This is a genomic window from Streptomyces sp. NPDC055025 (genome assembly GCF_053608565.1).
On sequence record NZ_JBSGVS010000020.1, the window covers coordinates 11,897 to 23,493 of the forward strand.

At 69.6% G+C, this 11,597-nt stretch carries 12 protein-coding genes; 7 read left to right on the plus strand and 5 right to left on the minus strand.

The window, feature by feature from the left end; translation table 11 throughout:
* The first annotated feature begins 9 nt into the window (after positions 1 to 9).
* From ACWGDX_RS14545 to ACWGDX_RS14555, 3 genes are all read left to right on the plus strand, one after another.
* Positions 10 to 516 (plus strand): hypothetical protein, encoded by a 507-nt coding sequence (locus tag ACWGDX_RS14545; protein WP_453625681.1) that lies wholly within the window; start codon positions 10 to 12, stop codon positions 514 to 516.
* A 108-nt stretch (positions 517 to 624) separates the two neighbouring features.
* The gene (locus ACWGDX_RS14550) at positions 625 to 1,596 is read left to right on the plus strand and encodes a C40 family peptidase (RefSeq protein WP_453625683.1); all 972 of its coding nucleotides are present in this window, start codon (positions 625 to 627) and stop codon (positions 1,594 to 1,596) included.
* A 349-nt stretch (positions 1,597 to 1,945) separates the two neighbouring features.
* Positions 1,946 to 2,674 carry a phosphatase PAP2 family protein gene (locus tag ACWGDX_RS14555; protein ID WP_453625517.1) on the plus strand — a complete coding sequence of 243 codons (729 nt, stop codon included), beginning with the start codon at positions 1,946 to 1,948 and terminating at the stop codon, positions 2,672 to 2,674.
* Between the two features lie 94 nt (positions 2,675 to 2,768).
* On the opposite strand, the gene ACWGDX_RS14560 is transcribed toward ACWGDX_RS14555, so the two are convergent.
* The 3 genes from ACWGDX_RS14560 to ACWGDX_RS14570 form a co-directional block, all read right to left on the minus strand.
* Positions 2,769 to 3,398, minus strand: a complete 630-nt coding sequence (locus tag ACWGDX_RS14560) for a sortase domain-containing protein (protein ID WP_453625519.1) — start codon at positions 3,396 to 3,398, stop codon at positions 2,769 to 2,771.
* Between the two features lie 149 nt (positions 3,399 to 3,547).
* Entirely contained in the window at positions 3,548 to 4,612 is a 1,065-nt protein-coding gene (locus ACWGDX_RS14565) for a hypothetical protein (RefSeq protein WP_453625521.1), read from the minus strand.
* 215 nt (positions 4,613 to 4,827) lie between these two features.
* A complete protein-coding gene (locus tag ACWGDX_RS14570) occupies positions 4,828 to 6,456 on the minus strand; it encodes an FAD-binding oxidoreductase (RefSeq protein WP_453625523.1) in 1,629 nt (542 codons plus the stop codon).
* Positions 6,457 to 6,920: 464 nt separating this feature from the next.
* Between ACWGDX_RS14570 and ACWGDX_RS14575 the strand changes: the two genes are divergently transcribed.
* Complete coding sequence (locus ACWGDX_RS14575) at positions 6,921 to 7,748, plus strand: hypothetical protein (protein ID WP_453625525.1); 828 nt, start codon at positions 6,921 to 6,923, stop codon at positions 7,746 to 7,748.
* 272 nt (positions 7,749 to 8,020) lie between these two features.
* Positions 8,021 to 8,254, plus strand: coding sequence for a hypothetical protein (locus ACWGDX_RS14580; protein WP_453625527.1), 234 nt, complete (start codon positions 8,021 to 8,023; stop codon positions 8,252 to 8,254).
* A gap of 198 nt (positions 8,255 to 8,452) precedes the next feature.
* On the opposite strand, the gene ACWGDX_RS14585 is transcribed toward ACWGDX_RS14580, so the two are convergent.
* The gene (locus tag ACWGDX_RS14585; protein WP_453625529.1) at positions 8,453 to 8,806 is read right to left on the minus strand and encodes a metal-sensitive transcriptional regulator; all 354 of its coding nucleotides are present in this window, start codon (positions 8,804 to 8,806) and stop codon (positions 8,453 to 8,455) included.
* 220 nt (positions 8,807 to 9,026) lie between these two features.
* On the opposite strand from ACWGDX_RS14585, the gene ACWGDX_RS14590 reads away from it, so the two are divergent.
* Both ACWGDX_RS14590 and ACWGDX_RS14595 read left to right on the plus strand, forming a co-directional pair.
* A complete protein-coding gene (locus ACWGDX_RS14590; RefSeq protein ID WP_453625530.1) occupies positions 9,027 to 9,647 on the plus strand; it encodes a DUF47 domain-containing protein in 621 nt (206 codons plus the stop codon).
* A 5-nt stretch (positions 9,648 to 9,652) separates the two neighbouring features.
* Positions 9,653 to 10,651, plus strand: a complete 999-nt coding sequence (locus tag ACWGDX_RS14595; RefSeq protein ID WP_453625532.1) for an anion permease — start codon at positions 9,653 to 9,655, stop codon at positions 10,649 to 10,651.
* 159 nt (positions 10,652 to 10,810) lie between these two features.
* Here the strand turns inward: ACWGDX_RS14595 and pstB are convergent, their stop codons facing one another.
* The gene (gene pstB, locus ACWGDX_RS14600; protein WP_453625534.1) at positions 10,811 to 11,587 is read right to left on the minus strand and encodes a phosphate ABC transporter ATP-binding protein PstB; all 777 of its coding nucleotides are present in this window, start codon (positions 11,585 to 11,587) and stop codon (positions 10,811 to 10,813) included.
* Positions 11,588 to 11,597: the final 10 nt, after the last annotated feature.

An 11,597-nucleotide genomic window follows, 5' to 3' on the forward strand; every position in this document is an offset into this window, starting at 1 on the left:
GGAGTGAACATGCAACAGGCGGCCGAAAAAGCCGACGCGATCATGCATGAGACGGTGTCCGGTATCAGACCGGAATTGCGATGGAATCACGGCCCCTCGAACGACCACATCTGTAGCGGCCTCAAGGATGAATTGCCAGGTAGAGGATCGGTAAAGCGCCGAATCGCGGTGATGACCGTCGTTTCCGAGGAACGGAGAGGGAACTTGCTCGGTGTGGTGGAACGCAATTGGAAGGCGCGTGGATACGAGATCACCAGCGTAGACGCCGACAAGGATCTCCCGGCCATCTACGCCGCTTCGCCGGAGAACTTCCGCATGAGCGTCGCCGTCGGAGGTGAAGGCCAGTTCTTCTTCTCCATCACCACCCCGTGCTTCACCGAATCCGCCGTGCCGGATCCGGCGACCGAGCCGAACACGCCGCAACGTGCGGGTGAGTACCCCGCGCGGCCCGATGTCTACGACGACTTCTGGTCATCCACGGGGGGTCTTTCGGCGTCCTCCGTTGGTATCTCCTGATCCGGGGGCTCCGCGCCTAGACTGGGGCGGGACTGGTGGCCCTGACGCGGAGGGTGTTTGACGGTGCGTAAGGCATGGCTGGTCGTGGCCGCTGTCGGTGGGGTCGGGATGGGGTTTGTGGCCCTGCTCGTCGTGGGGACCTATTCCGCCGCCGCCGGGCTGGTCGGCGGCGGGGGGAGGGTGGGGCTGGCCAAGGGGGCCGTGCCCGCCGCGTATCAGCCGCTTGTGCAGAAGTGGGGCAACTACTGTCCCGCCATCAATCCCGCGCTGCTCGCCGCGCAGTTGTACCAGGAGAGCGGGTGGAACCCCAGCGCCCAGAGTCCCGCCGACGCCAGGGGCATCGGGCAGTTCATCCCCGGGACCTGGCAGGCGCACGGGATCGACGGGGACGGTGACGGGGACCGGGACATCTGGGACCCGGCCGACGCGATTCCGTCCGCCGCCTCCTACGACTGCGAATTGGCCGGATACGTCAAGGACGTGCCCGGGGACGCGACCAACAACATGCTCGCGGCGTACAACGCGGGGGCCTACGCCGTCATCAAGTACGGCGGCGTTCCGCCGTACCGGGAGACCCAGAACTACGTCAAGGTCATCCGGACGCTGGAGAAGAGCTTCGCCCGGCCCATCGGGCGCGTCGAGCCGTCGCGGCAGGCCGCCTCGGCCATCTACTTCGCGCAGCAGAAACTCGGCACGCCCTATCTCTGGGGCGGGAACGGTACGGCCGACCAGGGCGGGCGGTTCGACTGTTCCGGGCTGACGCAGGCCGCGTACCGGACCGTGGGGATCGAGCTGCCCCGGGTCGCCAATGACCAGTACAACGCCGGTGAGCACCCCTCGCGCGACGAGCTGCTCCCCGGTGACCTCGTCTTCTTCTCGGACGATCTGACGAACTCGCGGACCATCCGGCATGTGGGTCTGTATGTGGGCGGCGGGTACATGATCAACGCGCCGTACACGGGGGCCGTGATCCGCTTCGACAAGATCGACACCCCGGACTACTTCGGGGCCACGCGGGTCACCGAGGACGGTGCCAAATCGCTGCCGACCGATCTCCCGGAGAGCCGGCCGGCCGTCTGACGGCGGACTCCCCAGGGGTCTCCTCCCCGGGTGGCTCCGGGCCGCCCGGGGTCGACCTGGGCCTCCCGGACCCCTGGCTCCTCGGCGGCTCCTCGGCCCCCCGGCAGCACCCCGCATGGCCGGAACTCTCCCTCTCGGCGGCCGTCTGAACTGGGACGACGTGTCACTCTTCGATAACGTCATGGTGATCGTTCGGTGGAGAGCGGAACGTAGACGGTGAGTACGCCGTTCCCTGGACAACAGCCGGGTATTGATCACGCGGCATGTTCCGTACCGACCACGGGGGTTGGTGGAGGCGGTGCGCGCGGATCTGCGGCGCGCCGGGTGACAAGGCAAGGGGCCGCAGCAGATGGCTGGACTCGCACTGGATGGGTCGAACCCCGATGTCAGCCTGCTCTATGACATCAATGGGCTCGCCAAGGGCGCACCGTTGTGGTTCGACCGCGTCATGGAGTTCGCCGGCGAGTACGGGATCATGGCCGCGCTGGTGCTCATCGTGCTCTGGTGCTGGTGGAGCGTGCGCCGAAGCGGAACGGCGGAGGACTCCGTCACCACCGTCGTCGGACTCCTCTGGGCGCCGCTCGCCGCCGCCGTCGCGCTGCTGATCAACATCCCCATCCGGGGCTTCGTGGAACGGCCGAGACCGTTCCTGGACCACAAGGGCGTGGAAGTCCTGGTGGCGGGCAAGACGGACTACTCGTTCGTCAGCGATCACGCCACCATGGCGATGGCCATCGGCGCCGGGGTCTTCATCGCCCACCGTAAATTCGGTCTGGCCGCGATCGGGCTGGCACTCCTCGAAGGCTTCTGCCGGGTCTATATGGGCGTCCACTACCCGACCGATGTGATCGGCGGCTTCGCGCTCGGTACGGCCGTCGCCCTGCTGCTCACCCCCCTCGCGCTCGCCCTGCTGACGCCGCTGGTGTCCGCGGTCTCCCGTTCGCGACGGGCCGGCTGGGCCGTACGGTCACGGGCCGCGCGCGAGGCCGATCTCGCGGGGGGCTGCGGCGCCGTGGGCGGGACGCGGCCCCTCGGTATCCCCGAGCCGCGCCCCGACGACAACAATCTCGCCGCGTAATCCGTACGCGCGCTCCTACGATCCGTACGCCTAATCCGTACGCGCGCTCTGTATGGATCTGTACGGACTCCCGCGGATCCGTGTGACAGACGCCCTACGAGGGGTCCTCGCGTGACGCCACCGCGCTGACCACCACGTTCGAATCCCAGTGGCCCTGGGCGTCGATGACCCCGCCGCAGGTGATCAGCCGTAGCTGTGAGTTCGGCACCGGTCCGTAGACCACGTCCGTCGGGAAGTTCTTCGTCGGGTACGTGTTGACCTCCGTCACCCGGAACGGCAGCCGCCGCCCGTCGCCCAGCTCCGTCTCGACCAGATCGCCGGGGAGCAGCCGGCCGATCTTGGCGAAGACCGCGTTCTTGATGTTGTCGCGGCCGTTGCGCACCGGGACGCTGCCGGGGTTGGCCGGGGCGTCCCGGTGGCCGACCAGTACGGCCGGGCCGCGTTCTCCGGGGCGCGGGCCCAGGGCGTACCAGCCGACCTTCATCGCGTTGCGGAACCCCGGCGCGTCCAGCGCGCCGTTGTCGTCCACCCCGAGCGGCAGTACGTCCGCGGTCAGTCCGAGCACCGGGACGCGCAGCCGTACGGGGGCGGAGGGCGGGTCCGTGACCTCGACCGGGCGGGGTTCGGCCGTGTCCGTCACGGGTGCCGGCCGCTGCGGGAGCAGATAGAGCAGGGCACCGGCCACGGCGCACAGAACCGCGAGGACGAAGAGGACGGCGAGCATTCGGTCCGCCCTGTCCGCCCTGTCCGGCCCCCTGCCCAGGCTGGTCGACCGCGACGGTCGGCCCGCCCTGTCCGGGCTGTCCGTACGGCTCGCCCTGTGTGTTTTACGCGCCCTGCGGTCGTCCGGGCCCGCCGGCCCCGCCGTTCCGGTCAGTGGTGGTCACCCGTGGCGCGGCGCCGGCCACGGCGCACCACGAGGATCGTGCCGAGGGCCGCCGCCGCGGTGGTGCCGATGGCGAGGGTGAGTTCGGCCGTGCCGGTCCTGCGTACCACCGAGTCGGTGGCGGTCAGGTGGTCCGCGCCGCCTCGGGCCGCGCCGGACGGGGTGATCTGGAGGTTCCCGACGGAGGGCCCGGGGACGGTGTCCTTGCCGGTGCTCGTTCCCGTCGTCCCTGTCCCCGTCGTACTGGTCCCCGTCCCTGTCCCCGTCGTACTGGTTCCCGGCCTCACGGGTCCCACGGGCGCCACCGACGGCACCGGCTTCGGCGCAGGCCCCCGCGTCGAGGTCGCCGCGGGGGCCTGCGGCTGGGGAGTGATGCGCGGGGGGACCCGGGTGGGAGCGGCGGTGGTGGTCCGCGGCGCGGGCACCCGTCCACCCGCCGAGTTCGCGGGCGTGGGCGGCTTCGGTGGCTTCGGCGTCTTCGAGGTCTTCGAGGTCGGCGCCTTCGCGGCCGGTGTCTTCGAGGCCGGGGGCTTCGCCTTCGACGTGGACGACGCCGTGCGCGACGCCGACGGCTTCGCCTGGGGCGAGGTCGCCGCCGAGCCGTTCCGGTCCGTCACCGCCCTGCCGTCCGCGGAGACCAGACTGAAGCCGTCCACGTTCTGGCCCTTCGGCTGGTTCGGCCGGTCCTCCTTGTAGTAGTAGAGCGGGTGCGTGTTGTAGATGACGTGCGGCTGGTCGCTGTTGGCCGCGTTCAGCGGAGTCTGCGCGGTCTCCCCGATGACGCCCGTCGCCTTTGTCGGGAAGCCGACCGCCGCGGGCCAGGTGGTGGCGCACTTGCCGGCGCACTCGGGTCGGTCCGGTTTGTCGGCCAGCCGCAGATAGAGCGGATTGCCGTTCTCGTCGGCCAGCACCTGGCCCACGCCGGTGTTGATGAGTGTCAGTTCGCTCGGCTCCTTCGGCCTGTCCACCGCCGTGGCGGCGGCGCCGCCGAGTGCGACGAGCAGAACGGTGGCCGTCGTGAGCGTGGCTATCCGGGGTCCTTGTCGGTCCATGGGTACGCCCTTGGGAGTCGGGAATGCCGGGTGTGCCCCCTCCTGCTGCCTACGTGCTACCTACCAGAGCATCGCCCGGCGGACCGTACGGCCACCTCGGTGGGCCGTACGGGCGACAGCGACCGGCCGGTACCGGGCAGCCGGTCGCCCGTGAAAATCGGCCGGAGCGCCCGTCCCCGGTCGGCCGGAGCCCCCGTCTCACCGCCTCCCCGCGGTCAGAGCGCCTGCGGGAAATCGAAGAGCCGGTCCGGGTCGTACTGCTTCTTCAGCCGCGTCAGCCGGTCCGCGGCGGGACCGTAGTAGGCCGTACGCCAGTCCGTCAGCGTCGGGTCCGCGTAGTTCTGGTACGCCGCGCCCGACGCGTGCCGGCGCAGCGAAGCGTGGGTGTTTTCCAGCCACGCCCGCTCCGCCGATCCGGAGGTGCCGGGCTGCCAGGCGGCGATGTACTGCGCCAGGATCCGCGAGCCCCGGTGGACGAAGGACGTGGCGAGCGGATCCACGCGGTTGACCGCGCCGCCGAGCGCCGTGAGGGCGAGGGAGCCGGCGCTGCCCCCGCCGCCGTTCCCGTTCCCGTCCGGCGGGAGCCGGGTGAAGGCCTCGGCGGCCGAGACGAGGGCGCGCAGCCCGGCGGGGGAGAGGGACCGGTCGTAGAAGTCCGAGGCCGCGGCGTAGGTCTCGCGCTGGAGCGCGCCCCGCTCGCTGCGGCCCGGCGTCGTACCGGGCAGATGGCACTGCTCCTCGTCGAGTCCGGAGCAGCCGCCGTACACCAGCATCGCGTCCCCGTAACCGCGCTGCCGCAGTGATATGGAGCTCGCCGGGCCGGGACCGCCCGCGCCGTCGGCGAGCCGGTCGAGCGCGTTCTTCAGATCGTCCTCGTCGCCGAGGGAGAAGGCGGACAGGGAGACGGTGGGGGCGGCGCCGCCGGGACCCGCGGAGAGATGGAGCGAGGACCAGATCTCGTCCGGCTGGTCCGGACCCCATCGCTGCCAGGCGGCGAGCAGCGTCTCGGCCTTCGACCACGGCCAGCTCAGAAAGGCGGAGACGCTCTCGGGTGCGGGGTGCGTACGGAAGCGCAGTTCGGTGACGACGCCGAAGTTGCCGTTCCCGGCGCCGCGCAGCGCCCAGAAGAGATCCTCGTTCTGTCCGGCGTCGGCGGTCAGCCGCCGGCCGTCGGCGGTGATGAGGGTGGCGGAGGTGAGGCTGTCGCAGGTGAGGCCGTACGCGCGGGCGGCCACCCCGTGTCCGCCGCCGAGGGTGAGCCCGGACACGCCGACGGTGGGGCAGGATCCGGCGGGGATCGTACGGCCCTGTTCGGCGAGGGTGCGGTAGACGTCGCCGAGCCGGGCGCCGGCGCCGACGATCCCGTCCGTGGCCGCGTGTTCGAGCGAGTCGAGCTTCGATATGTCGATGACGAGACGGCCGTTGCCGCTGGACCAGCCCGCGTAGGAGTGACCGCCGCCGCGGATCGAGACGGGGGTGCCATGGGCCCTGGCGAAGGCGAGGCACTCCTTGATGTCGTCCTCGCCGGCGGCGTACGCGACGGCGGCGGGCTTCAGGGAGTCGAAGCGGGTGTTGTAGAGCTGGCGGGCCGTCGGGTACGCCGCGTCGTCCGGGCGTACGAGATCCCCGTCGAGCCCTTCCGCCAGCGCGGCCCAGTCCGGGGCGCCGGCCGGGGACTTTCCCGTACCACTGGGCGTCGGATCCGTACCGCCGGGCGGTCCGCCCTTGCCGTCGCCCGTGCCGCCCGTGCCCGCGGGGCGGTCGGGACCGCCGGCCGAACACGCGGACGCGGCCGCCGCGGTGAGGGCGGCGGCCGCCGCGGTGAGCACTGTGCGCCGTTCCATATGACGACCTCCTGAGGAGGGAAGTGTGCCTCAGGAACCCACGGTTGCGGAATGAGAGATTCCGGACAGGAGGGTTCCGTCTCAGCCCTGTGGTGCGTGGGACGCCGCGTCCGTACGGGCGCGGTCACGGGATCTGCGGGCGGGGCCGGTCCAGCCGCATGAGCAGCGGGCCAGACAGAACGAACCGCGCTCTATGGTCGAAGTGGTATGAGATGGGCTGCTATGGGGCGATTTGGAGTGGGATAAAGGGGCGGGAGAGGACCCGGGGGAGGGGTCGGACGCCGAGGCGGGGGGCGAAGTGGCGGTGGGGGGACCGGAGGTGTCTCGCTCGTACACGAACTCCACGGTACCGAGGTCTCCGTGCCTCATGGCGGGGCCCGGCGTGACGGGGAACGCGGGGCGTCGTTATCCGGAACGGGTGGGCTTCGGACAAGCGACGGCCAGGCGTTGGGGGTTGGCAGGCGATGGTGGTGCGGCAGCACAGACGCAGGAACGTGGCGTTCGCCGTCGTGGCCGTGGCAGGCGTCGTCGCCACGGGCGCCGGCTGCTCGGGAAGCGGCGGGGCCGTGGCCGACGACCGGCCGAGCCCGGACCCGGGAGCGGTGCTCAGGGCGGCCGACGTGCTGCTCGCGGCGGGCAGTTCGAAGGCCCGTACGTCCATGGAGATGGCGGCCGGCGGGACGCGCGTGACCATCCGGGGCGAGGGCGGATACGACTTCACGCGGCGGATGGGGCGGCTCAGGGTCGTGCTGCCGAAGGACCCCGCCGGGGTGAACCGGCACCGGCCCATCACCGAACTGCTCTCGCCCGCCGCGCTGTACATGAAGAACCGCGGAGCCGGGGTGCCCGCCGACAAGTGGGTCAGGGTGGATTCGACCACCCTGGAGGACGGGAATCTGGTCACGGGCGGGGCGACCGATCCGCTGACGGCGGCCGAACTGCTGCGCGCCGCCCGGAATGTGTCCTTTGTCGGGGAACAGGATCTGGCGGGCACCCGGGTGTGGCACTACCGGGGCACCACCTATATCGGCGGGGCCGCGCGGTCCGCGGCGCCGTACGCCCGCGAGGCCCTGGCCGCCGCGGCCAAGGGGTTCGGCGAGGACGCGGTGCCGTTCGACGCGTATCTGGACGAGGACGGGCGGCTGCGCAAGGTCAGGCACCAGTTCAGCTATGTCAATCAGGGGCATACGGTCGATGTCGCGTCGACCACCCTGCTGTACGCGTTCGGGTTCACGGTCTCCGTGGCGCTGCCCCCGTCCGACGACATCTTCGCCGGGGAGATCAAGGCCTGAGCCCGAGGGGATCAGGGCCTGGGCGCGCGGAGATCGGGGCCTGGGCGCGGGCTCCCGGCGGGGTATGGGCGCCGGCTCCCGCGGACTCCTGCCGGCTCCCGGCGGACGTCCCGGCGGAACGTGACCGGGGCGGCCGGATCACGGATCGGCAAGATCGGATCCGGCCGTAACGGCGGAGAACCAAGGCGGAAATGGTCCGGACGTGCCATGCGCGGTGTGTATCACCCTCCCTACGCTAGGAAGTCGACACCGGCAGGAAGAGGTGATAGCACGTGGCTCTGTTGCGTACGCCGACCGTCCAGGACCACGTCGCCCTCGCCGAGATCGAGTTGTGCGGTGAGTTGATGATCGCGGCGTCCGCCGCGGACGAGGACCGGCTCAGCCCGGACCGTATCGACGAGGTGCTGAATGTGACGGCCGAGCGGGCTCTCCTGGAGGAGTCCGAGCGGGCGCTGCTGGAGGAGTCCGCCGAGCGGGCCCTGTTCGGGGAGCCTTCCTGGGAGTGAGACCCCTGGCGGGGCGCGGTCCCTCCGCGCCCCGGCCGGTACGTCCGTACTCCCCGCGCCGTTCTCCCCTTACGCCGGTGACATCGGGTTATGCCTGTGACATCGGGCACAAAGGCGGCGTCGGGTACGAAGGGGATGTCGGGCGCGAAGGTGACATCGCGCACAGATGAGGTGTCACCTACGGCGTTGGATACGGCGTCAGGTACGGAGCAGCCGGGCGATCGCCTTGGTCGCTTCCTCCACCTTCGCGTCGATTTCATCCCCGCCCTTGATCGCGGCATCGGCCACGCAGTGGCGCAGATGCTCCTCCAGGAGCTGGAGCGCGAAGGACTGGAGGGCCTTCGTCGAGGCGGAGACCTGGGTCAGTATGTCGATGCAGTAGACGTCCTCGTCGACCAGCCGCTGAAGGCCCCGGATCTGCCCCTCGATCCTGCGCAGCCGCTTGAGGTGCTCGTCCTTCTGCTGGTGATATCCGTGCACACCGCGGTCGTGGTCGGTGATGGCGGAGGGCGCGTCGCTCGTCGCCGCGCCGGCCGCCTCGGTGGTCGTCATCGCGTCCTCCTGCTGTGTGTCCGCTGTGTTTCAGCGCTCTGTCCGAAAAGGGTAGTTATACCCCTCGTGGGTATATGGTACCTGTCTGTGGGCCTTGGGGCAGGGCCCTGTGCTTATCACCTTGTCTGATGGGCGACACTTGGGACTTGCCGCTTAGCAGTGGCCGGATGATGCGCCTAGCATCACCCTGACCGAATTCCATGTAACCCGAGGACCCCAGGTGCGCTTTCGTCTGACCCCCAGGGAGACGAGCTTCTATGACATGTTCGCCGCGTCCGCGGACAACATCGTCACGGGCTCGAAACTCCTGATGGAACTCCTCGGGGCGGATTCCTCCGCCCGGACCGAGATCGCGGAGCGGATGCGGGCGGCGGAGCACGCGGGCGACGACGCGACTCACGCGATCTTCCATCAGCTCAACTCCTCCTTCATCACGCCCTTCGACCGCGAGGACATCTACAATCTCGCGTCCTCCCTCGACGACATCATGGACTTCATGGAGGAGGCCGTCGACCTGGTCGTCCTCTACAACATCGAGGAGCTGCCCAAGGGCGTGGAGCAGCAGATCGAGGTACTGGCCAGGGCCGCCGAACTGACCGCGGAGGCCATGCCGCACCTGCGGACGATGAGCAACCTCACCGAGTACTGGATCGAGGTCAACCGGCTGGAGAACCAGGCCGACCAGATCCACCGCAAACTGCTGGCCCATCTCTTCAACGGCAAGTACGACGCGATGGAGGTGCTCAAGCTCAAGCAGGTCGTCGATGTGCTGGAGGAGGCCGCCGACGCGTTCGAGCACGTCGCGAACACGGTGGAGACCATCGCGGTCAAGGAGTCCTGAACCACGTGGACACCTTCGCACTGATCGTGACCATTGGTGTCGCGCTCGGCTTCACCTACACCAACGGTTTCCACGACTCCGCGAACGCCATCGCGACCTCGGTGTCCACCCGGGCGCTGACGCCGCGCGCCGCTCTGGCGATGGCCGCGGTGATGAATCTCGCGGGCGCGTTCCTTGGCCAGGGGGTCGCCAAGACCGTCAGTGAGGGTCTGATCGAGACACCTCATGGATCGAGGGGGATGGGCATCCTCTTCGCCGCGCTGGTCGGTGCGATCGTCTGGAATCTGGTCACCTGGTACTACGGGCTTCCCTCCTCGTCCTCCCACGCGCTCTTCGGCGGCATGGTGGGCGCGGCGCTGGCCGGCGGCACCGATGTGATCTGGTCCGGGGTGCTGGAGAAGGTCGTCGTCCCGATGTTCGTGTCCCCGCTCGTCGGTCTGCTCGTCGGCTATCTGGTGATGGTCGGGATCCTGTGGATATTCCGTCGCTCCAACCCGCACAAGGCCAAGCGCGGCTTCCGGATAGCCCAGACCGTGTCCGCGGCCGGGATGGCGCTCGGACACGGTCTCCAGGACGCGCAGAAGACGATGGGCATCGTGGTGATGGCCCTGGTCATCGCCGATGTGGAGGACTCGGGCGACTCGATTCCCGTCTGGGTGAAGATCGCGTGCGCGGTGATGCTCTCGCTGGGTACGTACGCGGGCGGCTGGCGCATCATGCGAACGCTGGGCCGGAAGATCATCGAGCTGGACCCGCCGCAGGGGTTCGCGGCGGAGACGACCGGCGCGTCGATCATGTTCGGCTCGGCGTTCCTGTTTCACGCGCCGATCTCGACGACGCATGTCATCACCTCGGCGATCATGGGGGTCGGGGCGACGAAGCGGGTGAACGCGGTGCGCTGGGGCGTCGCGAAGAACATCATTCTCGGCTGGTTCGTCACCATGCCGGCCGCCGCGCTGGTGGCCGCGGTGAGCTTCTGGATCGTCGACCTGACGTTCGGCTGACCGGCCTCCGGTCCCGGGACGAAGGAACGAAGGAAGCGGACGAAGGAAGCGGACGAAGAGAGCGGACAAAGAAAGTGGGCCCGCCCCCCTGGGAGAGGGGGCGGGCCCTTCGTCGTGCGGTGGCACCGCCATGCAGCACCGCAGGACGGTCCTGACGACCTATCCGAAGCGGCCGGAGATGTAGTCCTCGGTGGCCTGCACGGACGGGTTGGCGAAGATGCGCTCGGTCTCGTCGATCTCGATGAGCTTGCCGGGCTGGCCGACGGCGGCCAGGTTGAAGAACGCCGTACGGTCCGAGACGCGCGCCGCCTGCTGCATGTTGTGCGTCACGATGACGATCGTGAAGCGCTCCTTCAGCTCCCCGATCAGATCCTCGATGGCGAGGGTCGATATCGGGTCCAGCGCCGAGCACGGCTCGTCCATCAGCAGTACGTCCGGCTCGACCGCGATCGCGCGGGCGATGCACAGACGCTGCTGCTGGCCGCCGGAGAGACCGGAGCCGGGCTTGTTCAGCCGGTCCTTGACCTCGTTCCAGAGGTTGGCGCCCTTGAGGGAGCGCTCCACGACCTCGGCCAGCTGGTTCTTGCGTACCGTGCCGTTCAGCCGCAGCCCCGCCGCGACATTGTCGAAGATCGACATCGTCGGGAACGGGTTCGGGCGCTGGAAGACCATGCCGACCGTACGGCGCACGGCGACCGGGTCGACGTTCGGCCCGTACAGGTTCTCGTCGTCCAGGAGGACCTTGCCCTCGACGCGGCCACCGGGGGTGACCTCGTGCATCCGGTTCAGCGTGCGCAGGAACGTGGACTTGCCGCAGCCGGACGGGCCGATGAAGGCCGTCACGGAGCGGGGCTCGACGGTCATGGAGATGTCGTCGATCGCCCGGTGGGAGCCGTAGTAGGCGGAGAGTCCGCTGACATCGATTCGCTTGGCCATGTCAATCACT